The following is a 22,970-nucleotide window of genomic DNA, read 5'->3' as shown; positions in this document are numbered from 1 at the left end:
CGGCTACCAGGTCCAGCGGTCGTTTGGGATCAGATCTTCGACTTGTCCTCGTCCGGCAGCGGCGTGCCGGTCGGGGCCTCGTCGGTCGGGATGTCCTGCCTCTCCGTGCCGCGCTTCACCGACTCCAGCAGCATCTGCGCCACGTCCACGACCTCGACGTGCGCGCCGGCCTGGCCGTCGGACTGCCGGGCGGTCACGCCGTCGGTCAGCATCACGCGGCAGAACGGGCAGCCGGTCGCGATCTTCGACGGCGCGGTGCCCAGTGCCTCGTCCACGCGGTCGAGGTTGATGCGCTTGCCGATCCGCTCTTCCATCCACATGCGCGCGCCACCGGCGCCACAGCACATCGAGCGCTCTTCGTGCCGCGGCATCTCGCGCAGCTTCGCGCCGGACGCGCCGATGAGCTCGCGCGGGGCCTCGTAGACCTTGTTGTGGCGGCCCAGGTAGCACGGGTCGTGGTAGGTCACGTCCTCGGTGACCGGCGCGACCGGCACCAGGCGGCGTTCGCGGACCAGCTTGTTGAGCAGCTGCGTGTGGTGCACGACCTCGTAGGTGCCACCGACCTGCGGGTACTCGTTCGCGAGCGTGTTGAAGCAGTGCGCACACGTCACGACGATCTTGCGCTGGCCGGCCGGGCGGTCCTCGAAGACGGTGTTGAGGACCTCGACGTTCTGCTGCGCGAGCATCTGGAAGAGGAACTCGTTGCCGGCGCGGCGGGCCGGGTCACCGGTGCAGGTCTCCTCCGGGCCCAGCACGGTGTAGGAGACGCCCGCGGTGTGCAGCAGCTCCGCCACGGCGCGGGTGGTCTTCTTCGCGCGGTCCTCGAACGCACCGGCGCAGCCGACCCAGAACAGGTACTCGGTGTCGCCAAGCTCGCCGTCGAACACCGGCACCTCGAAGTCGAGGCCCTCGGTCCAGCTCAGGCGGTCCTTGGCGTTCTGGCCCCACGGGTTGCCCTTGTTCTCCAGGTTCTTGAACATCCCGCCGAGCTCGGTCGGGAAGTTCGACTCGATCAGCACCTGGTAGCGGCGCATGTCGACGATGTGGTCGACGTGCTCGATGTCGACCGGGCACTGCTCGACGCACGCGCCACAGGTCGTGCACGACCACAGCACCTCGGGGTCGATGACGCCGAGCTCGGCGGGACCGCCGACCAGAGGGCGCTCCGACTCGGCCATCGCCAGCACGTCGATCGACTCGAGGCGCTTCTTGTAGTCCTCGTACTTGTCCTCGGTGAGACCGACCTCGTCGCCGGCCATGTCGCGCGAGCCGCCGGCGAGCAGGTACGGCGCCTTGGCGAACGCGTGGTCGCGCAGCTGCGTGATCACCATCTTGGGGGACAACGGCTTGCCGGTGTTCCACGCGGGGCACTGCGACTGGCAGCGGCCGCATTCGGTGCAGGTGGAGAAGTCGAGCCAGCCCTTCCAGCTGAAGTCCTCGACCTTGCCGACTCCGAACACGTCCTTGTCCGGGTCGGCCTCTTCGAGGTCCAGGACCTTGCCGCCGGACATCATCGGCTTCAGGGCGCCCAGTGCGACGCCGCCGTCGTCCTCGCGCTTGAAGTAGATGTTGAAGAACGCCGAGAACCGGTGCCAGGCGACGCCCATCGTCAGGTTCCTGCCGACGACGACCAGCCAGATCATGCCGCTCAGCAGCTTGACCAGCGCCATCACCGACACCCAGATCGGTGCGGCCGGCAGGACGTGCGCGAGCGGCTGGGTCACGAACGACGTCCACAGCGGGGCCGTCTCGAGGCCGCTCGACTGCTTGAACGCCTTGACCAGCAGGATGCCGATGCCCTCGATGATGACGACGGCCTCGACGAAGTACGCGGACTTGAAGCTGGAGCCCGCGAAGCGCGAGAGGCGGTCGGCACGGCGCGGGTGGTTGCGCTGGCGGATGATCGCCAGTGCGACACCACCGACGACGGTGCCCAGGCCGAGCAGCTCGACCAGCAGCAGCCACAGCGACCACGTGCCGATGACGGGCCAGTGGAAGTGCGGGTCGAAGACCTCACCGTAGGCCTCGAACAGCACCGCGGAGCCGATGAGGAAGCCCCACATCACCATCCAGTGCCACGGGGCGACGGACCGGAACTTGGCCATCCTGGTGTGCGCGACGAACTCGACGACCATCGTCCTGAGCCGCGGCCAGAACGGGCCGTTGCGGGTCGCGTCCGGCTGGCCGAGCCGGATGATCTTGATCATCTTCCAGACGCCAGCGACGAACACGCCCCAGGCGACGACGCTCACCGCTACGGCGACGAGTCCGAGAACCAGCTGGAGGGTCATGGCGGGAGTCTAGGCCAGGTTACTCCTGAGTAACCACTTGGACGTGGCCGGTGTCTCGTCACGTACCGGTCAAGTATCCGGAAATTGATCAAAAACTTGTGGAACACTCGTTCAGGTAGTTCTGCGAAGCGTCCGGAGGCCGCCGTGCTGTACCTGTACCTCGCCGCGGCGATCGTCGCGGAGATCGCCGCCACCGTCTCCCTGAAGCTGTCCGAGGGGTTCACCCGGCCGTGGCCGTCAGTGGTCGTTGTCGTCGGTTACGCGATCGCCTTCACGGCGCTCTCGCGCGCGTTGAAGTCGGGTATGCCCGTGGGCGTCGCGTACGCCGTGTGGTCGGCCATCGGCGTGGCGGCCGTGGCGGTCATCGGCTGGAAGTTCCTCGGCGAGACGCTCAACCCCACGATGGTCGTCGGGCTGGCCATGATCATCGGCGGAGTGGTGACCCTGGAGCTCGGGAGGGCGCACTGACCTCGGCAGCGGTCGACGGGCGCAAGGCGCGCGGCGAGAAGAAGCGGCGCGCCATCGTCGAGGCCACGCTGCGGGTCATCGAACGCGAGGGCGTCGGCGGAGTGACCCATCGCAGCGTGGCGCGTGAGGCCGGTGTGCCGGCGACGGCGCCGACGTACTACTTCGCGACGCTCGACGACCTGTTGATCGCCACGCTGATGTGGGTGGCCGAAGAGCTGTGCGGCGACATGCTTGCCATCGTCGCCGGCGGCGGCACCGCGCGGGAGGTCGCGGCCGGCCTCGCACGGGCGGTGGGCGAGAACCGCGGCCGCACGCTCGCCGAGTACGAGCTGTACCTGCTGGCCGGCCGCCGCCCCGAGCTGCGGCCCGCCGCGCGCAGGTGGCTCGACCTCGCCGTGGACGCGGTGCGGCCGCGGGACCCGGTGGCGTTCCGGGCGTTCCTCGCCGCCGTCGACGGCCTGCTGATCCAGGGCCTGATCGCCGACGCCGCCCCGGACGAGGACGAGCTGGAGCCGATCGTGTCCTTCTTGATCCGCGGCCGCGACGGTTCCACGCCCGCCGCGCGGGGAGAATGACGGCATGAGGTTCGCGCGAGAGGTGTCCGGCATCAGCCACGGGGTCAGCCTCGGGCTGCTGACCACGCTCTACGTGCGCGACGGCCTGGCGTTGTCGGTGGACGTCGAACCGCACGTGCCGGGGCTGGAGCCACCGTTGCCGGTGCGGGTGCCCGCCGGCGTCGACCGCGCCGCCGTGACCGCCGAGTGGCCGGGCTGGTGGGCCGACGCGCTGGACGCGTGCACGCGCGGCGTCGAGCCGACCGTTCCCGAGGACGCCGAGGCGTTGCTGACCCGGCCGGCCTGCCGGGCGGCGGTGCTGGCGCTCAAGCCCGGCATCGAGCGGCTGCACCGGGCGCAGAGCCCGGCCGCCCTGCCGATCGGCGACGTGCTGCGCGGCGTCGAGTCGCGGATCGGCCGGTGGGCGCAGAGCGTGGAGCTGCACATCGCCGAGGTGCCGGTCGAGGGCCTGCTGTGGGAACGGATCGCGCCCGCGCACGTCCTGGCCTCGTCGCGGTTCCTGGGCGACCCCGCCCGCACCGCGCCGGCGTTGCGCGCGGTCCTCGAAGACCTCGTCTGAGGGACGGGTAGGGAGAACCCCACCCCGTCTCCGGGGGCTGACTGCCGTGTAGCCGGTCCCCCGCGACCTCTAGTTTTGTGCCCATGATGAGGACGGCGCTGGCGGCGCTGCTTGCGGGGGCGGTGCTCACGGCGCTGACGGGCTGTGGCATTCGCATCATGAAGTACGAGTTCTCCGACGACCACGTGGTCGCGGAGAAGTTCACGTCGGTGCGCGTGCGCAGCGACAACGACGCCGGTGACGTGACGGTCCGGTACCAGCAGGGGCTGACCGAGACGAAGATCCACCGCAGGGTCGAGCACGAGAAGGACAACAAGCCGTCGGGCGTCGCGCACCGCGTCGAGGGCAGCACGCTCGTGCTGGACGGGTGCGGCAGGGAGTGCTCGATCAACTACGAGGTCCTGGTCCCGTCCGCCGGCATCTCCGTGGTCGGTGACATCGGATCGGGTGACTCGATCTTCGAGGGCCTGGCGTCCGTCGAGTTCAAGACCGGGTCCGGCCGGGTCGTCACCCGCGACATCGCGGGGGACGTCAAGGTGAAGGCCGGGTCCGGCGACTTCGAGGCCACCAGGGTCGGCGGCGGTGTCACGGCCGACCTGGGCTCCGGCCGCATCCAGCTGGACGCGGTCAAGGGCAAGGTCCTGGTCGACACCGGTTCCGGGGACATCGACGGCACCTCGCTGGGCGACGACGTGACCGCGATCGCCGACTCCGGCCGGGTCGAGCTGGCGCTGGTCGCGGCGCGGTCGGTGCGGGTGGACTCCGGTTCCGGCGACGTGAAGGTGCGGCTGCCGGGAGGCCCGTACAAGGTCAGCGGGACGTCGGGCAGCGGGGAGCGCGTGATCAACGTGCCGACCGACCCGAACGCGGCGCTGGAGCTCAAGCTGACCACGGGGTCGGGGGACCTCACCGTGATCGGCGCCTGAGTCCGCGCGAGGGGGACTGTGTCGAGGGCCACTCCACAAGGGGTGGCCCTCGGTGCGTTGTGAGGGAACAACCGGAGCTTCCCAGCCGTTGTGCCAGTCAGAAAGCTTGAGTCGGGTAGGCTCAAGGTTGAGCAAGTGGCAAACTTGAGCCAGCAACGCTCAACAAGTACTAGCGGAAGGAACTCCAATGGCGCGTGCAGTCGGCATCGACTTGGGGACGACCAACTCCGTCGTCGCCGTTCTCGAGGGCGGTGAGCCGACGGTCATCGCCAACTCGGAGGGCTCGAGGACGACCCCGTCCATCGTCGCGTTCGCCAAGAACGGCGAGGTCCTCGTGGGTCAGCCCGCGAAGAACCAGGCCGTCACGAACGTGGACCGCACCATCCGCTCGGTCAAGCGCCACATCGGCACGACCTGGCAGACCGACGAGATCGACGGCAAGAAGTACACCTCGCAGGAGATCAGCGCGCGCGTGCTGATGAAGCTCAAGCGCGACGCCGAGGCGTACCTGGGCGAGGAGATCACCGACGCCGTCATCACCGTCCCGGCCTACTTCGAGGACGCCCAGCGGCAGGCCACCAAGGAGGCCGGCCAGATCGCGGGCCTCAACGTGCTCCGCATCGTCAACGAGCCGACCTCGGCCGCTCTGGCCTACGGCCTCGACAAGGGCGAGAAGGAACAGACCATCCTGGTCTTCGACCTCGGTGGCGGCACGTTCGACGTCTCGCTGCTGGAGCTGGGCGACGGCGTGGTCGAGGTCCGTGCGACCTCCGGTGACAACCACCTGGGTGGCGACGACTGGGACCAGCGCGTCGTCGACTGGCTGGTGGACCGGTTCAAGCAGGCCAACGGCATCGACCTGACCAAGGACAAGATGGCCCTCCAGCGCATCCGTGAGGCTGCGGAGAAGGCCAAGATCGAGCTGTCCAGCTCGTCGCAGGCGTCGATCAACCTGCCGTACATCACGGTGGACGCGGACAAGAACCCGCTGTTCCTGGACGAGACGCTGTCGCGCGCCGAGTTCCAGCGCATCACGTCCGACCTGCTCGAGCGCACCCGCGCGCCGTTCAACAACGTGATCAAGGACGCCGGCGTCTCCGTCGGCGACATCGACCACGTCGTGCTCGTCGGTGGCTCGACCCGCATGCCCGCCGTCGCGGAGCTCGTCAAGGAGCTGACCGGCGGCCGCGAGCCCAACAAGGGCGTGAACCCGGACGAGGTCGTCGCCGTCGGCGCCGCCCTGCAGGCCGGTGTCCTCAAGGGTGAGGTAAAGGACGTCCTGCTGCTCGACGTCACCCCGCTGTCCCTCGGCATCGAGACCAAGGGCGGCATCATGACCAAGCTGATCGAGCGCAACACCACGATCCCGACGAAGCGGTCCGAGACCTTCACGACGGCGGACGACAACCAGCCGTCCGTGCAGATCCAGGTCTTCCAGGGCGAGCGCGAGATCGCGTCGCAGAACAAGAAGCTCGGCATGTTCGAGCTGACCGGCCTGCCCCCGGCCCCGCGCGGCGTGCCGCAGATCGAGGTCACCTTCGACATCGACGCGAACGGCATCGTCCACGTGTCGGCGAAGGACCTCGGCACCGGCAAGGAGCAGTCGATGACGATCACCGGTGGCTCCGCGCTGCCGAAGGACGACATCGACCGCATGGTCAAGGACGCCGAGGCCCACGCGGAGGAGGACAAGCGCCGCCGCGAGGAGGTCGAGGTCCGCAACCAGGCCGAGACGCTCGTCTACCAGACGGAGAAGGTCGTCAAGGAGAACGACGACAAGCTCCCCGCCGAGATCAAGGACAAGGTCAACGCCGCCGTCGCCGAGGCGAACGAGGCGCTCAAGGGCACCGACATCAACGCCATCAAGGCCGCGGTGGAGAAGCTCGCGACCGAGTCGCAGGCCATCGGCCAGGCGATCTACGCCAACGCGCCGGGCGCCGCGGGTGCCGAGGCCCCCGGTGCGGGTGCCGCGGGCGCTGCCGGTGCCGCCGGTGCCGGGCAGGCCAAGGCCGGCCAGGACGACGTCGTCGACGCCGAGATCGTGGACGAGGACGAGAAGAAGTGACCGAACCGAGGCACGCGGCTCCTGAGGAGGAGCAGCCTCACGTCGTCGTGAACGACCGGCGCCGGATCGACCCGGAAACGGGTGAGGTCCGCGCGCCGGCCGCTCCGGCGGAGGAGGACGCTGCTCCGGCGCAGGACGAGGAAGTGGTCGTCGCGGAGGTCGTGGACGACGCCGCCGCCGAGCTGAAGGCCCAGCTCGACGAGCGCACCGCGGACCTGCAGCGGCTCACCGCCGAGTACGCGAACTACCGCAAGCGGGTGGAACGCGACCGGGAAGCGGTGATCAACAACGCGAAGGCGTCCGTGGCCGCCGAGCTCCTCCCGCTGCTGGACGACGTCGAACGGGCCGCCGCTCACGGCGACCTGACCGGCGCGTTCAAGGCGGTGGCGGACAAGCTCGTGTCCACGTTGCAGAAGACCGGCCTGGAGCCGTTCGCGCACGAGGGCGAGGCGTTCGACCCGTCGGTGCACGAGGCCGTGCAGCACAGCACGTCCCCGGACGTCGAGGGTCCGACCGTCACCGCGGTGCTGCGCCGCGGCTACCGGTTCGGCGAGAAGCTCGTGCGGCCCGCGCTCGTCGCGGTGACCGACCACGAGCCGGCCAGTGCCGCACCACCCGCTGAAGAGAGCTGAAGGGAGGGAGACGTCCGGTGAGTGCTAGGGACTGGATCGAGAAGGACTTCTACCGCGAACTGGGCGTCTCCTCCGACGCCTCGGCGGACGAGATCAAGAAGTCGTACCGCAAGCTCGCCCGCGAGCTGCACCCCGACGCGAACCCTGGCGACGCCCAGGCGGAGGCCCGCTTCAAGTCGGTCTCCGAGGCGTACGGCGTGCTGTCCGACGCGGCGAAGCGCAAGCAGTACGACGAGGCTCGTCGCCTGTTCGCGGGCGGAGGGGGCTTCCCCGGCGGCTTCGGCGGTGCCGGCGGCTTCGACGTCAACGACCTGTTCGGCCGTGCCGCGCAGGGCACCGGTGGCGGTGGCCTGGGCGACCTGCTCGGCGGCCTGTTCAACCGGCGCGGCGGCGGAGGTGCGGCCTCGGCCACGCGTCCCCGTCGCGGTGAGGACGTCGAGACCGACGTCCGGCTCGACTTCACCGAGGCGGTCAGGGGCGCGCAGGTGCCGCTGCGGCTGTCCTCGCCCGCCGCGTGCACGACCTGCGGCGGCTCGGGCGCCAAGCCGGGCACGACGCCGCACACCTGCGCGACCTGTTCGGGTTCCGGCCTGGTCACGCGGTCGCAGGGCGCGTTCGCGTTCAGCGAGCCGTGCCGCGACTGCCGCGGCACCGGCCGGATCATCGACGACCCGTGCCCCGAGTGCGGCGGCGACGGCGTCAGCACCCGCACCCGCACGCTGACCGTCCGGATCCCGGCAGGGGTCGACGACGGCCAGCGGATACGCCTCGCCGGCCAGGGTGAACCGGGCCGCAACGGCGGGCCGTCGGGCGACCTGTTCGTCCGCGTGCACGTCAACCCGCACAGCGTGTTCGGCCGCCAGGGCAACGACCTGACGCTGACCGCGCCGATGACGTTCCCCGAACTGGCACTGGGCACGACGTTGACCGTCCCGACGCTGGACGGCAAGGTGACCTTGAAGGTGCCGGCCGGCACCGCCTCCGGGCGCGTGCTGCGGGCCCGCGGCAAGGGCATCACCCGCAAGGACGGCACCCAGGGCGATCTGCTGATCACCCTGGAGGTCGCCGTGCCGAACAACCTGTCCTCCGAGGCTCGCACGGCCCTGGAGGGCTACGCGGACGTGACCAAGGACCACGACCCGCGAGGTGATCTCAACGCGCTGCTGGAAGGGCGGTGAGTTCCGGTGAGTTTCCCGTTCCCACCAGGGACCGACGAGGACACGCCGTTCTTCGTCATCTCGGTGGCGGCACAGCTCTCCGGCCTGCACGCGCAGACCCTGCGGTCCTACGACCGGATGGGCCTCGTGTCGCCGGGCCGCACCTCCGGCGGCGGCCGCCGCTACTCGATGCGCGACATCGTGCTGCTGCGCGAGGTCCAGCGCCTCTCCCAGGAGGAGGGCGTGAACCTCGCCGGCATCAAGCGGATCATCGACCTGGAGCACCAGGTCGACGCGCTGCGCTCACGTGTCAACGAGCTCACCCAGGAGCTGGCCCAGGCCCTGGCGGCCGCCGACTCGGCGGCCGCCGCCGTGCACGCCTCCTACCGCAGGGACCTCGTGCCCGTGCGGCAGGAGACGGCGCTCGTGGTGTGGAAGCCCAAGCCGCGCAAGTAGCTCACCGCTCGAAGTAGAACCCGGCCTCCAGGTCCGCCAGGAGGCCGGGTTCCCGCGGTTCCCACCCCAGCAGCGCCCTCGTGCGCGCGCTGGACGTCGGTGCGTCCCGCGACACCATGAACGCCAACGGCCCGAAGTGCTCCTGCGCACGTTCCGCGGGAATGCTCTCGACCGGCAGGCCCATCTTGCGCCCGATCGCCTCGGCGATGGCGCGCATCGGCACGGCCTCCTCGGCCACCGCGTGCAGCACGGAGCCCGCGGGTGCCTTCTCCGCTGCCAGCCGGTACAGCCGTGCCGCGTCCAGGGTGTGCGCCGCGGACCAGCGGTTCGTGCCGTCACCGGGGTAGCCGGACACGCCCTTCTCCCGCGCGGTCCTGACCAGGATCGGGATGAAACCGGCCGTGTCGAGCGCGCTGTGCACCGTGGGCGGCAGCACGACCACCGAACCCCGCACGCCGGTCGCGTCGATGATCGCGTTCCGCGCGGCACCGCGGGTGTCGCTGTCGGCGACCCGCTCCTCCTCCGTCGCCGTGCGGCCCAGGCCGGCGTACGACAGCGTGCCGCCGGTGCCGATCAGGGCCTTGCCGGTGCCGGAGAGCTCGTCGAGGAACGCCTCGACCACCGCCAGGTCGGCTCCGGCGGCACCCGCGTAGTCGCCGGCGAACATCTCCTCGTGCTTGAACGCCAGGTGGATCACCGCGTCCGCCTCGGCCGCGCCCTTGCGCAGCCCGTCCAGGTCGTCCAGGTCACCACGCCGGACCCCGGCGCCCTGTGCTTCGAGCTTGGCCGCTGACGCGTCGGACCGGGCCAGGCCGACGACCTCGTGCCCGGCCCGCAGCAGTTCGGGGACCAGCGCCGAGCCGACGTGACCGCTGGCGCCCGTGACGAAAATCTTCATCGCAGTTCTCCAACAAGTGATGGGACTTGGTCTCATCAACCGTAGCAGAGTGATGAGACCAAGTCGCATCACTTAGGATGGCGGCATGGGTCGATGGGAGCCGGACGCGCGGGATCGGTTGGTGCGCGCCGCACTCGACCTGTTCAGCGAGCAGGGGTACGACAACACCGCCGTCGCGCAGATCGCCGAGCGCGCCGGGCTCACGAAGAGCACGTTCTTCCGGCACTTCCGCGACAAGCGCGAGGTGCTGTTCGGTGGTCAGGACGAGCTGGCCGACGTGCTGGTGGGCGGGATCGCCGGCGCATCCGGGGACGCGGGGCCGCTGACGGCGGTCGAGGCGGCGCTGGTCGCGGTCGGCACCTGGTTCACCGACGAGCAGCGGGCGCACGGCCCGCAGCGGCAGGCGGTGGTCGAGGGCAACCTGGAACTGCGCGAGCGGTCGGCGCTGAAGATGGCCGGGTTCGCCGTGGCGATGAAGGACGCGCTCGAACGGCGTGGCGTGCCCGAGCTGGCGGCAGCGGTCGCCGCCGAGCTCGGCGTGCTGGCGTTCGAGCGCGCGTACGTCACGTGGCTGGAGACCGCCGGGGACTGGGCGCCCATCGCCCGGCGGTCCGTGGACGAGGTGCGGACGGCGGCCGCGACCCTCGGCTAGCCGCTCACGACTCCTGCGAGGCCTCCTTGGCGGCCTTCGCGCCGAAGTAGTCGCCGCCCTTGCGCTTCACGTCGTCGGTGCCCCAGTCGCGGATGCGGTCCACCGGCACCATGCGGGGGATGTGCTTGCGGCAGTGGATGTAGGCCTCCTGCACCTGCACGACGACCCAGCGCTCCACCTTGCGGTCCTCGGTGGGGAACTCGTCGCGGGGCGCGATGCGGGCCCGGCCGTTGACGTGCAGGCCGATCAGGTCCTCGGTGAAGTCCACCATCAGCATTCCGACGTGCGGGTTCTCCATGATGTTGCCGAGCGAGGCCATCACGCCGTTGCCGCGGTACTCGGGGTACACGACGGTCCGGGAGTCGATCACCTGGATGAACCCCGCGGGCCCGGCCCGCAGGGTCGAGTCGCACTCCCCGTCGGCATCAGAGGTCGAGATGAACGCCATCTCCATCCGGCCGACGAACTCGGCCATCGCGGGGTTGAGGTGGTCCAGCACCTGGTCCGAGTAGAAGCGTGTGGCGCGATCCGCGGTCTCCAAGGCACATTGGAGGAAGTGTTCGCCACGTGAGCCGGGTACACCGACCCGGTTGGGGGAGGAGGTCGCAGTCAAGTCAGGCAGGGACACGTGCCACACCGTTGCACGCAAGCGCGCAACTCGGTACAGAAGGCCCCTCAGTTTCACACTGTTGCGGTAACAAGTAGTTGCGTACCGTAACCGTGCTTCGCTCGAAGGTGGCATCAAGGAGTCAGACAGCCCGATCAGGGGTTACTGTCCACCCTGTCGGGGGACGGATGCTTGACGAGGACTACCGCGCCTTGCCGGCGCCGATCAGAACGTGGAGACTGCGCGCGGACCATGACTGCGAACGCTGTGCTGAGCCCCATCCCTACCCCGCCACACCGAGAGCCCCCGCCTGGCGTCACCGCGATGGTGCGGATGATCCGGGAGAGCTTCGCGGTGGTGGAACCGCATTCCGAAGAAGTGGCGAAGTTCTTCTACGGGATGCTCTTCTCGCTCTCGCCCGCCACACGCGAGATGTTCCCCGCGAACATGGAGGTGCAACGCAGCCGTCTGCTGCGGGCCCTCGTGCACGTGGTGCAGATGGTCGACCGCCCGGATGACCTCATCCCGTTCCTCCGCCAGCTGGGCCGTGACCACCGCAAGTTCGGTGTGATCAACGTCCACTACGAGGCGGTCGGGACCGCACTGCTGTCCGCGGTGAAGAAGTTCGCCGGTGCCGCCTGGACGCCGAAGGTCGAGATGGCCTGGGCCGAGGCGTACACGCTGATGGCCCGTGCGATGCAGGAGGCGGCCGACGCCGACAACGGCCCCGCGTACTGGCACGCGACGGTGCTGGAGCACCAGCGCGTGTCGTGGGACCTGGCGGTCGTGCGGTTGCAGCCCGACCACCCGGTCAACTACCGCGCCGGGCAGTACGTGTCCGTCGAGACGCCGCAGCGCAAGCGGCTCTGGCGCTACTACTCGCCGGCGAACGCGCCGCGCGAGGACGGCGTCATCGAGTTCCACATCCGGTCCGTCGACGGCGGCTGGGTGTCACGCTCGGTGGTCGGCCACACGCAGGCCGGTGACACCTGGCGGATCGGACCGCCGATGGGACGTCTCTCGGTCGACCGCACGTCCGGGTCGGACATCCTGATGGTGGCCGGCGGCACGGGCATCGCGCCGATGCACGCGATCATCGACGAGATGGCGCAGTGGGGCGACAACCCGCGCGTGCACGTGTTCTACGGCGGCCGCACCCGCGAGGACCTCTACGACCTGGACAACCTGCAGCGCATCGCGACCACGAACCCGTGGCTCACGGTCGTGCCGGTGCTGGAGTCGGACCCCGGCGTCCGCGGTGTCGAGCAGGGCACCCTGGCCGACGTGGTTACCCGCTACGGGGCGTGGGAGGACCGCGACGTCCTGGTGTGCGGCAGCCCGGCCATGATCAGGTCGACGGTGTCCCGCATGCTGGTCGCCGGAACGCCGCTGGACCGGATCAAGTACGACCCGTTCACGCTGGACTAAGCTCGGCACGTCTGAAGCGACTGGCGTGCCGAGGGTGGAACCGACCACCGGGAAGCGACGGCCGAGCGCACCGAACGCCTGGGTGCCCGGCGTGGAGTAGCGCCATGCTCTCTGACGTCGATCCCGAGATCGCCGCACTGATCCAGGCCGAGTCCGCCCGCCAGTCCAGCAAGCTGCGCATGATCGCGTCGGAGAACGACGTGTCGGCGGCCGTGCTCGAAGCAACGGGCTCGGTGCTCACGAACAAGTACTCCGAGGGCTACCCCGGCAAGCGGTACTACGAGGGCCAGCAGGTCATCGACCAGGTCGAACAGCTCGCCGTCGACCGGGCCCGCGCCCTGTTCGGCGTGGACCACGCGAACGTCCAGCCGCTGTCCGGCGCACCGGCGAACCTCGCGGTGTACCTGGCGTTCCTGTCGCCCGGCGACACGGTGATGGGCATGTCGCTGCCGATGGGCGGCCACCTGACCCACGGCTGGAGCGTGTCCGCGACCGGCAGGTGGTTCCACGCGGTGCAGTACGACGTGCGCAAGGACACCGGCGTCGTCGACCTGGACGAGGTCCGTTCCCTTGCGCTGGCCGAACGCCCGAAGGTGATCTTCTGCGGCGGCACGGCGATCCCGCGCACGATCGACTTCCCGGGGTTCGCCTCGATCGCCGCCGAGGTCGGCGCCGTCCTGGTCGCCGACATCGCGCACATCGCGGGTCTCGTCGCGGGTGGCGCGCACCCGTCGCCGGTCGGCCACGCGCCGGTGATCACCACGACCACGCACAAGACGCTGCGCGGACCACGTGGCGCCATGATCCTCACCGACGCCGAGCACGCCAAGGCCGTCGACCGCGCGGTGTTCCCCGGCCTGCAGGGCGGGCCGCACAACCACACGACCGCCGCGATCGCCGTGGCGCTGCACGAGGCCGCCCAGCCCGAGTTCCGCGAGTACGCGCACACCGTCGTGGCCAACGCCAAGGCGCTGGCGGTCGCACTGCTGGAACGCGGGTTCGACCTGGTCTCCGGCGGCACCGACAACCACCTGGTCCTGATCGACCTGACGTCCAAGGCCATCGGCGGCAAGCCGGCCGCGCGGGCGCTGGACCAGGCCGGGATCGAGCTCAACTACAACGCCGTGCCGTTCGACCCGCGCAAGCCGTTCGACCCGTCCGGCATCCGGCTCGGCACGCCCGCCATCACCACGCGCGGCCTGCGCCCCGACCAGATGCCGCTGGTCGCAGAGTGGATCGACCGCGCGATCGCCGCTGCCGGCAACGCCCCCGCCCTCGACCGCATCGCCGCCGAGGTCTCCGACCTCCTCACCTCCCTCTGACGCCCGGCTGGGAGCGGACGCGGGAACCCCCGCGTCCGCTTCGGTCGTGCGGAAGCTCCCCGCGTGGCGTTGCGAGGAGGCTGGGGAGCGAAGGGAGAGTGATCCACGAGACGCTCGGGAAAGTTGTTCTAGCTAACTATCTCCGGATATAGTTGTATGACATCAACTAATTTTTCTGGAGGTGTGCTTGAACCGGCCCTCGTCGCATCGGGAGATCCTCGAAGCGCTGTCCGGCATCTGGGTGGCGCTGCTCGTCGCGATCCTCAGCTCCACCATCGTCTCGAACGCTCTCCCGACGATCCTGGCCGAGCTCAAGGGCACGCAGACCCAGTACACGTGGGTCATCACGGCGATGCTGCTCGCCTCCACGGCCAGCACGCCGCTGTGGGGCAAGCTCTCCGACCTGTTCGACAAGAAGCGGCTGCTGCAGGGCGGCATCGTGCTGTTCGTGATCGGCAGCGTGCTGTCCGGCCTGAGCCAGAACATGGAGCAGCTCATCGCGTTCCGCGTGGTCCAGGGCCTGGGCATGGGCGGGGTGCAGGCGCTCGGCCAGGTCGTGGTCGGCGCGCTGCTCAGCCCGCGGGAACGCGGCCGCTACAGCGGCTACACCGGCATGGTGATCTCGGCGGGCACCGTCGGCGGTCCGCTGGTCGGCGGGTTCCTGGTCGACTGGCCCGGCTGGCGCTGGTGCTTCTTCGTCTGCGTGCCGCTGGCCCTGGTCGCCCTCGCCGTGCTGCACAAGACGCTGCACCTGCCGACCAAGAGGCAGCACGTGAAGATCGACTACTTCGGTGCCACGCTGATCACCGGTGGCGTGAGCCTGCTGCTCATGTGGGTCTCGTTCGCCGGCAAGGACTTCGCCTGGGTCTCCGGTGAGAGCGCCCTGTTCGTGGGTGGCGTGGTGGTCGCGCTGGTCGGTGCGTACTTCGTGGAGCGCAGGGCGTCGGCCCCGGTCATCCCGCTGCACCTGTTCCGCAACCGCACGGTCGTGCTGGCGATGCTCGGTGGCATCGCGGTCGGCACGGCGATGTTCGGCGCGTCGGTGTTCATGGGGCAGTACTTCCAGATCGCCCGCGGGTTCTCGCCCACGAAGGCAGGCCTGCTCACCGTCCCGCTGGTGCTCGGCCTGAGCATCTCGTCCACGGTCAGCGGGCAGCTGATCGCGAAGAGCGGCCGCTGGAAGAGCTACCTGGTCTGGGGAGCGTTCTCGCTGGTCATCGGGCTGGCGTTGCTCGGCACGATCGACCACACCACGAACCTGACGCTGATGGGCGCCTACCTGCTGCTGGTCGGCGTGGGCGTGGGGCTCACCATGCAGAACCTGGTGCTCGCCGTGCAGAACGGCGTGAGCATGGCCGACCTGGGCGCGGCGAGCTCCACGGCCACGTTCCTGCGGTCACTGGGAGGAACGGCCGGCGTGTCGGTGCTCGGAGCGGTCCTGGCCGCCCAGGTGAGCACGACGAAGCTCGACCGCGGCTCCCTGTCCCCGGTCGTGCGCGACTCCTACGGCGACGCGATGGGCGAGCTGTTCCTGATCGCCGCCGGGCTCGCGGTCTTCACGGTCATCGCCGTGCTGCTGATCAAGGAACAGCCGCTGCGCGACTCCGTGGACGTCACCGCGGATGTCACCCCAACGGGTTCTGGCGGACAGACGGTCGCGACTGAGCTTGCCTCACCTGTGGATACTGACCAGCGGATTGTGGACAACCCACGCCCCGGTGTGGACAAGCTGTTGGTGCTTTCGAGTGACGGTGCTCAGGACGTCGCGGCCCGTTCCGCTGCGCTGCGTTCCACGCAGAACTCGTTGCCCTCGGGGTCGCGCATCGTGACCCAGCCGGTGCCGTCCGGCCTGCGCTGATCGTCGAAGACCGTCGCGCCGATCCCGAGCAGCCGTTCGACCTCCTCGTCACGGGTGCAGTCGGCCGGCTGCAGGTCGAGGTGCAGGCGGTTCTTGACCTCCTTGTTCTCCGGCACGGTGATGAACAGGTACCGCATGCCGTTCGGCAGCTGGATCAGCGACTCCGGGTCACCGGGGTTGTCGTCGGGGTGCAGGGGCAGGTTGAGCACCTGCCCCCACCACGAGGCGATCGCGTAGCTGTCGCGCGCGTCGACGGTGATGGTGTGGATGATCGAGGTCATGGCGCCGATCCTGGTGCATCGCGAGCCTCCCGCGTTCCTGTTTTCGGCACGGGGGTGCTGTCCGCGCGGCGGTGTGGCGCGGGACTCACCCCCTAGTTGAGTGGAACAGACTCAACTTTTCTGCCGTTGTACGGGATGATGGTCCATGCTGGAGGCTGACCACGAGGTGGAGGAATGGACGCTTTCAACCCGACGACGAAGACCCAGCAGGCTGTTTCCGCAGCTGTGCAGGCAGCCACTCTGAACGGCAACCCCGACACGGGGTCGGTGCACCTGCTCGGCGCCCTGCTGGCGCAGACGGACGGGTTGACCGCCCCGTTGCTCTCCGCGGTGGGCGCCGACCCGACCCTGGTGCGCAAGGAGCTGGAGCAGCTCTCCCGTTCCCTGCCCAGCGCGTCCGGCTCGACGGTCTCCGCCCCGCAGCTCTCGCGCGACGCCGTGCGGGTGCTCGGCAGGGCCCAGGAGCTCGCCACCGAGATGGGCGACGAGTACGTGTCCACCGAGCACCTGCTCGTCGGGCTCGCGCAGCACGGCGGCCAGGTGGCCGACCTGCTGCGGCGGCACGGCGCGACGCCGGAGGCGCTGTCCGAGGCGTTCACGAAGGTGCGCGGCTCGGCGCGGGTCACCTCGCCCGATCCGGAGGGCACCTACAAGGCGCTGGAGAAGTACGGCGTCGACCTGACCGAACGTGCGCGCAAGGGCGAGCTCGACCCGGTGATCGGCCGTGACGCCGAGATCCGCCGGGTCGTGCAGGTGCTGTCGCGGCGCACCAAGAACAACCCGGTGCTGATCGGCGAGCCCGGCGTCGGCAAGACCGCCATCGTGGAGGGCCTGGCCCAGCGCGTGGTGGCCGGTGACGTGCCGGAGTCGTTGCGCGGCAAGCGGGTCGTGTCCCTGGACCTCGGCTCGATGGTCGCGGGCGCCAAGTACCGCGGTGAGTTCGAGGAGCGGCTCAAGGCCGTCCTCAAGGAGATCACCGACTCGGCCGGCCAGGTCATCACGTTCATCGACGAGCTGCACACGATCGTCGGCGCGGGCGCGACCGGCGAGTCCGCCATGGACGCCGGGAACATGATCAAGCCGATGCTGGCCCGCGGCGAGCTGCGCATGGTCGGCGCCACGACGCTGGACGAGTACCGCGAGCACATCGAGAAGGACGCCGCGCTGGAGCGCCGCTTCCAGCAGGTGCTCGTCGGCGAGCCCTCGGTCGAGGACACCGTCGGCATCCTGCGCGGGCTCAAGGAGCGCTACGAGGTGCACCACGGCGTGCGCATCACCGACGCCGCCCTCGTCGCCGCCGCCACGCTGTCCGACCGCTACATCACCGCGCGCTTCCTGCCGGACAAGGCCATCGACCTCGTCGACGAGGCCGCGTCCCGGCTGCGCATGGAGATCGACTCCCGGCCGGTCGAGATCGACACGGTCGAACGCGCCGTCCGCCGTCTCGAGATCGAGGAGATGGCGCTGGCCAAGGAGTCCGACGCGGCCTCGCTCGAACGGCTCTCCGCGCTGCGCGCCGAGCTGGCCGAGAAGCGCGAGGAGCTCTCCGCGCTGACCGCCAGGTGGCAGAACGAGAAGGGCTCCATCGACAAGGTCCGCGACCTCAAGGAGCAGCTGGAGTCGTTGCGCGGCGAGTCGGAACGGGCCGAGCGCGACGGCGACCTCGGCCGGGCCGCCGAGCTGCGCTACGGCCGGATCCCCGCGCTGGAGAAGGAGCTCGAGGTCGCGGCGGCGGCGTCCACACAGGACTCCGCGATGCTCAAGGAGGAGGTCGGCCCCGACGACGTCGCCGACGTCGTCTCCGCGTGGACCGGCATCCCCGCGGGCCGCCTGCTCGAAGGCGAGACCGCGAAGCTGCTGCGGATGGAGGACGAGCTCGGCCGCCGCGTCGTCGGTCAGGCCGAGGCCGTGCGCGTCGTGTCGGACGCGGTCAGGCGCACCCGCGCCGGCGTCGCCGACCCGGACCGCCCGACCGGCTCGTTCCTGTTCCTCGGCCCCACCGGTGTCGGCAAGACCGAGCTGGCGAAGGCGCTGGCGTCGTTCCTGTTCGACGACGAGCGGGCGATGATCCGCATCGACATGAGCGAGTACTCCGAGAAGCACTCGGTGGCCCGCCTGGTCGGTGCGCCTCCCGGTTACGTCGGCTACGACCAGGGCGGCCAGCTCACCGAGTCCGTCCGCCGCCGGCCGTACTCGGTCGTGCTGCTGGACGAGGTCGAGAAGGCGCACCCGGACGTGTTCGACGTGCTGCTGCAGGTCCTCGACGACGGCCGGCTGACCGACGGCCAGGGCCGGACCGTGGACTTCCGCAACACGATCCTGGTGCTCACCTCGAACCTGGGTTCGCAGACCATCGTGAACCCGTCGCTGTCCGAGGTCGAACGCAAGGACGCCGTGCTGTCGGTGGTGCAGCGGCACTTCAAGCCGGAGTTCCTGAACCGCCTCGACGACATCGTGGTGTTCCACGCGCTGGCCACCGAGGAGCTGACGTCCATCGTGGACATCCAGGTCGCCCGGCTGGCCGACCGGCTCGCGGCACGGCGGCTGACGCTGGACGTCACGCCCGCCGCCCGCGACTGGCTGGCGCTCAACGGTTTCGACCCGGTGTACGGGGCCAGGCCGCTGCGGCGGCTGGTGCAGTCGGCGATCGGCGACCAGCTCGCCAAGGAGCTGCTGGCCGGTGAGGTGCGCGACGGTGACGCGGTGCGCGTCGACGTGCTGGACGACCAGTCCGGCCTGATCGTGGGCCGCGGCGTCTGATTTTCCGCTGTGTGAGGGGGGATCCGTCCGGGTCCCCCCCTCACGCGTGTTTCAGTGCCGGGTCTGGATCTTCAGGTCGCCGGAGGTCACCGCGCGGATGTGGTCGCCGGCCAGCAGGTCGTGCGGGTGGCCCGGGTCGATGGCGCTGACCTCGTCCAGCCGGGCCAGCTGACCCGCGGTCAGCTCGACCTCCAGCGCGCCGAGGTTGCCCGCCAGCTGCTCGGGCGTGCGAGCGCCGATCACGGGCGCCGTCACGCCGGGCTGGTGCAGGGACCAGGCCAGCGCGACCTGCGCCGGCGTGCGGTCCACCTCCGCGGCGACCTCGCGGACGACGTCGGCGATGGCGAGGGTGCGTTCGGTGACCATGCCGAGCGCGGCGTTGAAGCTCCTGCGGGTGCTCTCGGCGGGACCGGCGCCGGTCAGGTCGGCGCGGGTGTACTTGCCGGACAGCACCCCGCCGCCGAGCGGTGAGTACGGCGTGACGCCCAGCCCCATCGCCCTTGCCATCGGGATCAGGTCGCGTTCGGCGCCGCGGTTGATGAGGCTGTGTTCGGCCTGGAGCGCGACGAGCGGTGCCCAGCCGCGCAGGTCGGCGACCGCCTGCATGCGGGAGACCTCCCACGCCGGTGCGTTGGAGATCGCCACGTACAGCACCTTGCCGTGGCGGACCAGGTCGTCCAGGCCGCGCAGGACCTCCTCCGCCGGTGTCCGGAAGTCCCACACGTGCAGGAACAGCAGGTCGAGGTAGTCGGTGTTCAGCTGCCGAAGGCTGTGCTCCACCGACGCGAACAGGTTCTTGCGGTGCGCGCCGCCGGAGTTCGGGTCGCCCGGCCGGCGTTGCGTCGCGTACTTCGTCGCCAGCACCAAGCTGTCGCGGTGGCCGCGGGTGAACTCGCCCAGCAGGCGTTCGGAGCCGCCGTACGCGCCGGCGGTGTCGATGAAGTTGCCGCCGTTGCCGACGTAGTGGTCGAACAGCCTGCGCGCGTCGTCCTGCCCGGCTCCCCAGCCCAGCTCGCTGCCGAAGGTCGCGGTGCCCAGGGCCAGCGGGGAGACCCGCAGGCCCGAGCGGCCCAGCAGCCGGTAGGTGTCGAGGGTGAGCGGCATTCGGGTCCTCCTGTGCTCGTGGTCGTCGGGCACAGCCTGCGAGCGCGGGGAGCCGGGGATAAGGGAAGCGGCTTCCTGGGAACACCGGTCCCACCCACGGGGTTGGACCAGCCGTGGTCACCGGCGCCGTGGACGTGACAGAAGAGCTGGCCGTGTTCCTGCGGACTCGGCGCGAACGCCTCGACCCGCGCGACTTCGACCTCCCGCCTCGACGGCGCTCCCGGCGGACCCCCGGCCTGCGCCGCGAGGAGGTCGCCGAGCTGGCCGGGGTCAGCGTCGACTACGTGGTGCGGCTGGAGCAGGCCCGCGGGCTGCGGCCCTCGGCGGACGTGGTGGAGGCGCTGGCACGGGCGCTGCGCCTGGCCCCCGACGAACGCGCTTACCTCCTCGGCCTGGCCCGCCACCGCTCCGGGGCCGACGACGAGGCCGTCGCCACCGCGGCTCCCGCGCTGGTCAGCCTGGTCGCGGACCTCTCCCCACGCCCGGCCGTGCTGATGAACCACCGCTACGACGTCCTGGCGTGGAACACCGAGATGACGCGGCTCTTCCTGGACTTCGGCGCCCTGCCGCCGTCCCGGCGCAACGCGATGCTGGTGTGCCTCACGCACCCGGTGATGCGCGAGCGCTATGTCGACCGCGAGCGCGTCGTGCGGGAGGGGGTCGCCCATCTGCGCGCCGCCTGGGCCGCACACCCCCGGGACCGGGTGCTGTCCGGCCTCATCGCCGAGTGCGTCGCCGGTGACGAGGAGTTCGCACGGCTGTGGGCCACGCGCGAGGTCAAGGTCAACGCCCGCGGGCACAAGCTGCTTCGGCACCCCGAAGCCGGAGTGATCGCGGTCGAGTTCGAGACGCTCCGGCCGGTGCAGGACCCCGGTCAGCTGCTGGTGGTCCACCGGGCCGCGGACGACGAGAGCCAGGTGGCGCTGGACCGGTTGTGCACGCGATGACGCCGTCCGGTGGTGCCGATCACGCGTATAGCCGCCGGTCGGACGGCGTTCGGCCACGCCTGGTCGGCGGGCCCGGCGCACGACGCGCGAAAGTGATCTTCGTTTCGGGCAGTTGACCCACTACGCTTCAGCTGTGGGTGGCATACCGGCGTGGGTCTGGTTCACCGTCGCCGCGGTGGCGGGCGTGGCGGGCTTCGCCCTGCTCGCGACCGACCGGGCGCAACGAACCGCGCGTAATCGTGAACGGCGCCGTTGGGCTGCCCTGCGCGGCTGGCAGTTCGAGGAGACGGACCACGTGCTCCCGACCAGGTGGGAGGCGGGTGCGATCGCCTACTACGGCACCGGGCTCGCCCGGGACGTGGTCGCGGGTTCCACCTTCACCGCCGACGGGCGGCGCCAGGTCTACGTGCTCGACCACGAGACCGGGGGCAAGGTCAACTCGGTGCTGGTCGGCGTGCGCTGCCGGCGCGCGTTGTCGGTGGTGATCGAGCTGTGGCTCTCGACCGTGCCGTTCCAGCGCGACAAGATGCCTGACCTGCTCGGACCCGTCGGGTCGCGGTACGCGTTCGTGACGGACGTGCCCGCCGCCCGCAAGCTCATCACGCCGGACCTGATCGACGCCGCCGAGGAGATCGGTGGCGACGTCACGGTCGTCTGGCTGGAGAACGACTGGGTGCTGGCCTCCGCGCCGCCGAACTCCTCGCCCGCACGCCTGGAGCGGCTGCTGCGCGACGTCGGCGAGCTCGCGGACGTGATCGACCCGTTCGACGCGGACCCTGCACAGGACGAGCCGGCCGCCGATGAGGAAGACGAGGGCGGCGAGGTCTTCCGTCCGTCGTTCGGGCGCAAGCAGACTTAGTCAGAATGGGTGTGAGCTACGTCACACTTCACTCTGTGTAAAACATTCGCGGCCTATCCAGATACCCCGTGCGTAGGACGTCGTGTTCCGAACCCCCTCGGAGGGAACCACGATGTACGGAGCGAAAGTAGTCCCACCTGCGGCTGTGGCCGGTACGGCGTCCGTGGTGACGCTGGCCAGCACGGGCGCTTCGGTCGGTTGGATGGTGTTCGGCGGAGTCGCCCTGGTCGTGTCCGGCCTCGCGCTGCGCCTACTGGTTCTTCGTCGTCCGACGAAGAACGGAGCGTAGCTCCCGCGTGCTTCGACCCCGGCGGTTTTCCGACTAGCGTGCGGTGCCATGCCAACCGCACTGGTGACCGGAGCTACCGTCGGGATCGGGGCCGCCTTCTCGCGCAGGCTCGCGGCCGAGGGCTATGACCTCGTGCTCGTCGCGCGCACCGCGTCCGCGCTCGAAGACCTCGCGAAGCAGCTGCACGACCGCCACGGCGTGCACGTCGACACCCTGCCCGCCGACCTGAGCGACGACGCGGACCGCGCCAAGGTCGAGGCGCGCCTCGCCGAGTCCGCTGTGGACCTGCTCGTCAACAACGCGGGCTTCGCGACCTCCGGCGAGTTCTTCACGGCCGACGTGGAGAAGCTCCAATCCCAGCTCGACGTCAACGTCGCCACCGTGCTGCGGCTGAGCAGGGCCGCGATCCCCGCCATGATGGCGCGCGGCAAGGGTGACGTGATCAACGTGTCCAGTGTGGCCAGCTTCCTGCCCGGCCGCGGCACCAGCTACAGCGCCGACAAGGCGTGGGTGACGTCGTTCTCCGAGGGCATGTCGCTCGCCGTCGGCCACTCGGGTGTGCGGGTCATGGCGCTGTGCCCCGGTTTCGTGCGGACCGAGTTCCACCGGCGCGCCGCCATCGACATGTCCAAGACGCCGGGCTGGCTCTACGTCGACGCCGACCGCCTGGTGCACGAGGCGCTGCGCGACCTGCGCCGCGGCAGGCTGCTGTCGATCCCCGGCGCCCAGTACAAGGCGATCGTCGGTCTCACCAAGCTGCTGCCCCGCGCGGTCGTCCGCAAGATGGCCTCCCGGTTCGCCGGCGGGCGCGGGCGAACCTGACCGGAACCGTTCGG

General features: G+C 70.2%; 20 protein-coding genes, 1 pseudogene and 1 riboswitch. Of the genes and pseudogenes, 16 read left to right on the top strand and 5 right to left on the bottom strand.

Annotated elements, in window-relative coordinates:
• Positions 1–32: 32 nt before the first annotated feature.
• Positions 33–2,291 (bottom strand): annotated as a pseudogene (locus ADL03_RS03490) ((Fe-S)-binding protein); the annotation flags it as partial.
• A gap of 144 nt (positions 2,292–2,435) precedes the next feature.
• Between ADL03_RS03490 and ADL03_RS03485 the strand changes: the two are divergent.
• The 8 genes from ADL03_RS03485 to ADL03_RS03450 all read left to right on the top strand — a co-directional run bounded on the left by ADL03_RS03485 (position 2,436) and on the right by ADL03_RS03450 (position 9,129).
• The gene (locus ADL03_RS03485) at positions 2,436–2,759 is read left to right on the top strand and encodes a multidrug efflux SMR transporter (RefSeq protein ID WP_053731902.1); all 324 of its coding nucleotides are present in this window, start codon (positions 2,436–2,438) and stop codon (positions 2,757–2,759) included.
• A 101-nt stretch (positions 2,760–2,860) separates the two neighbouring features.
• A complete protein-coding gene (locus ADL03_RS03480; RefSeq protein WP_231641428.1) occupies positions 2,861–3,334 on the top strand; it encodes a TetR family transcriptional regulator in 474 nt (157 codons plus the stop codon).
• A 4-nt stretch (positions 3,335–3,338) separates the two neighbouring features.
• Complete coding sequence (locus tag ADL03_RS03475) at positions 3,339–3,893, top strand: hypothetical protein (RefSeq protein ID WP_053731901.1); 555 nt, start codon at positions 3,339–3,341, stop codon at positions 3,891–3,893.
• 83 nt (positions 3,894–3,976) lie between these two features.
• Complete coding sequence (locus tag ADL03_RS03470) at positions 3,977–4,819, top strand: DUF4097 family beta strand repeat-containing protein (RefSeq protein WP_157527907.1); 843 nt, start codon at positions 3,977–3,979, stop codon at positions 4,817–4,819.
• A 187-nt stretch (positions 4,820–5,006) separates the two neighbouring features.
• Complete coding sequence (gene dnaK, locus ADL03_RS03465) at positions 5,007–6,884, top strand: molecular chaperone DnaK (protein WP_053731899.1); 1,878 nt, start codon at positions 5,007–5,009, stop codon at positions 6,882–6,884.
• Positions 6,881–7,516, top strand: a complete 636-nt coding sequence (gene grpE / locus ADL03_RS03460; protein WP_053731898.1) for a nucleotide exchange factor GrpE — start codon at positions 6,881–6,883, stop codon at positions 7,514–7,516. The genes dnaK and grpE overlap by 4 nt, the downstream gene beginning before the upstream one ends.
• Positions 7,517–7,533: 17 nt before the next feature.
• The gene (gene dnaJ, locus ADL03_RS03455; protein ID WP_053731897.1) at positions 7,534–8,694 is read left to right on the top strand and encodes a molecular chaperone DnaJ; all 1,161 of its coding nucleotides are present in this window, start codon (positions 7,534–7,536) and stop codon (positions 8,692–8,694) included.
• A gap of 6 nt (positions 8,695–8,700) precedes the next feature.
• Positions 8,701–9,129, top strand: coding sequence for a heat shock protein transcriptional repressor HspR (locus tag ADL03_RS03450; RefSeq protein WP_053731896.1), 429 nt, complete (start codon positions 8,701–8,703; stop codon positions 9,127–9,129).
• 1 nt (position 9,130) lies between these two features.
• Here ADL03_RS03450 and ADL03_RS03445 read toward each other — a convergent pair whose 3' ends face one another.
• Positions 9,131–10,027 (bottom strand): SDR family oxidoreductase, encoded by an 897-nt coding sequence (locus ADL03_RS03445; RefSeq protein ID WP_053731895.1) that lies wholly within the window; start codon positions 10,025–10,027, stop codon positions 9,131–9,133.
• Between the two features lie 85 nt (positions 10,028–10,112).
• Here ADL03_RS03445 and ADL03_RS03440 point away from each other — a divergent pair, with 85 nt between their 5' ends.
• A complete protein-coding gene (locus ADL03_RS03440; RefSeq protein WP_053731894.1) occupies positions 10,113–10,679 on the top strand; it encodes a TetR/AcrR family transcriptional regulator in 567 nt (188 codons plus the stop codon).
• A gap of 4 nt (positions 10,680–10,683) precedes the next feature.
• Here the strand turns inward: ADL03_RS03440 and ADL03_RS03435 are convergent, their stop codons facing one another.
• Positions 10,684–11,220 (bottom strand): pyridoxamine 5'-phosphate oxidase family protein, encoded by a 537-nt coding sequence (locus ADL03_RS03435; RefSeq protein WP_231641425.1) that lies wholly within the window; start codon positions 11,218–11,220, stop codon positions 10,684–10,686.
• 390 nt (positions 11,221–11,610) lie between these two features.
• Here ADL03_RS03435 and ADL03_RS03430 point away from each other — a divergent pair, with 390 nt between their 5' ends.
• From ADL03_RS03430 to ADL03_RS03420, 3 genes are all read left to right on the top strand, one after another.
• Positions 11,611–12,714, top strand: a complete 1,104-nt coding sequence (locus ADL03_RS03430; RefSeq protein WP_053731892.1) for an FAD-binding oxidoreductase — start codon at positions 11,611–11,613, stop codon at positions 12,712–12,714.
• A 6-nt stretch (positions 12,715–12,720) separates the two neighbouring features.
• Positions 12,721–12,805, top strand: a riboswitch (ZMP/ZTP riboswitch).
• Between the two features lie 13 nt (positions 12,806–12,818).
• Positions 12,819–14,036, top strand: coding sequence for a serine hydroxymethyltransferase (gene glyA, locus ADL03_RS03425; RefSeq protein ID WP_053731891.1), 1,218 nt, complete (start codon positions 12,819–12,821; stop codon positions 14,034–14,036).
• 187 nt (positions 14,037–14,223) lie between these two features.
• Complete coding sequence (locus ADL03_RS03420; protein ID WP_053731890.1) at positions 14,224–15,894, top strand: MDR family MFS transporter; 1,671 nt, start codon at positions 14,224–14,226, stop codon at positions 15,892–15,894.
• On the opposite strand, the gene ADL03_RS03415 is transcribed toward ADL03_RS03420, so the two are convergent.
• Positions 15,792–16,175, bottom strand: a complete 384-nt coding sequence (locus ADL03_RS03415; RefSeq protein ID WP_053731889.1) for a VOC family protein — start codon at positions 16,173–16,175, stop codon at positions 15,792–15,794. The two genes, ADL03_RS03420 and ADL03_RS03415, sit on opposite strands and share 103 nt — an antisense overlap.
• 174 nt (positions 16,176–16,349) lie before the next feature.
• Between ADL03_RS03415 and clpB the strand changes: the two genes are divergently transcribed.
• A complete protein-coding gene (gene clpB, locus ADL03_RS03410; protein ID WP_053731888.1) occupies positions 16,350–18,935 on the top strand; it encodes an ATP-dependent chaperone ClpB in 2,586 nt (861 codons plus the stop codon).
• Positions 18,936–18,986: 51 nt separating this feature from the next.
• On the opposite strand, the gene ADL03_RS03405 is transcribed toward clpB, so the two are convergent.
• Positions 18,987–20,039, bottom strand: a complete 1,053-nt coding sequence (locus tag ADL03_RS03405; protein ID WP_053731887.1) for an aldo/keto reductase — start codon at positions 20,037–20,039, stop codon at positions 18,987–18,989.
• 113 nt (positions 20,040–20,152) lie between these two features.
• On the opposite strand from ADL03_RS03405, the gene ADL03_RS03400 reads away from it, so the two are divergent.
• From ADL03_RS03400 to ADL03_RS03390, 3 genes are all read left to right on the top strand, one after another.
• Positions 20,153–20,986 (top strand): helix-turn-helix transcriptional regulator, encoded by an 834-nt coding sequence (locus ADL03_RS03400; protein ID WP_053731886.1) that lies wholly within the window; start codon positions 20,153–20,155, stop codon positions 20,984–20,986.
• A gap of 133 nt (positions 20,987–21,119) precedes the next feature.
• Entirely contained in the window at positions 21,120–21,845 is a 726-nt protein-coding gene (locus ADL03_RS03395) for a hypothetical protein (RefSeq protein ID WP_197288047.1), read from the top strand.
• A gap of 337 nt (positions 21,846–22,182) precedes the next feature.
• Positions 22,183–22,956, top strand: coding sequence for an SDR family oxidoreductase (locus ADL03_RS03390; RefSeq protein WP_053731885.1), 774 nt, complete (start codon positions 22,183–22,185; stop codon positions 22,954–22,956).
• The last annotated feature ends 14 nt before the right edge of the window (positions 22,957–22,970 follow it).

The organism is Nocardia sp. NRRL S-836, from assembly GCF_001279525.1.
GTDB lineage: Bacteria > Actinomycetota > Actinomycetes > Mycobacteriales > Pseudonocardiaceae > Lentzea.
The sequence above is the reverse complement of the archived record's forward strand: the minus strand, read 5'-3'. Positions and strand labels throughout refer to the sequence as shown.

What these genes read in the sequence shown, in the direction of transcription:
- ADL03_RS03475 (WP_053731901.1), top strand. Translation starts at nt 3,339, where the DNA reads ATGAGGTTCGCGCGAGAGGTGTCCGGCATCAGCCACGGGGTCAGCCTC.
- ADL03_RS03470 (WP_157527907.1), top strand. Translation starts at nt 3,977, where the DNA reads ATGATGAGGACGGCGCTGGCGGCGCTGCTTGCGGGGGCGGTGCTCACG.
- dnaK (WP_053731899.1), top strand. Translation starts at nt 5,007, where the DNA reads ATGGCGCGTGCAGTCGGCATCGACTTGGGGACGACCAACTCCGTCGTC.
- ADL03_RS03445 (WP_053731895.1), bottom strand. Translation starts at nt 10,027, where the DNA reads ATGAAGATTTTCGTCACGGGCGCCAGCGGTCACGTCGGCTCGGCGCTG.
- ADL03_RS03440 (WP_053731894.1), top strand. Translation starts at nt 10,113, where the DNA reads ATGGGTCGATGGGAGCCGGACGCGCGGGATCGGTTGGTGCGCGCCGCA.
- ADL03_RS03430 (WP_053731892.1), top strand. Translation starts at nt 11,611, where the DNA reads ATGGTGCGGATGATCCGGGAGAGCTTCGCGGTGGTGGAACCGCATTCC.
- glyA (WP_053731891.1), top strand. Translation starts at nt 12,819, where the DNA reads ATGCTCTCTGACGTCGATCCCGAGATCGCCGCACTGATCCAGGCCGAG.
- ADL03_RS03415 (WP_053731889.1), bottom strand. Translation starts at nt 16,175, where the DNA reads ATGACCTCGATCATCCACACCATCACCGTCGACGCGCGCGACAGCTAC.
- clpB (WP_053731888.1), top strand. Translation starts at nt 16,350, where the DNA reads ATGGACGCTTTCAACCCGACGACGAAGACCCAGCAGGCTGTTTCCGCA.
- ADL03_RS03405 (WP_053731887.1), bottom strand. Translation starts at nt 20,039, where the DNA reads ATGCCGCTCACCCTCGACACCTACCGGCTGCTGGGCCGCTCGGGCCTG.
- ADL03_RS03390 (WP_053731885.1), top strand. Translation starts at nt 22,183, where the DNA reads ATGCCAACCGCACTGGTGACCGGAGCTACCGTCGGGATCGGGGCCGCC.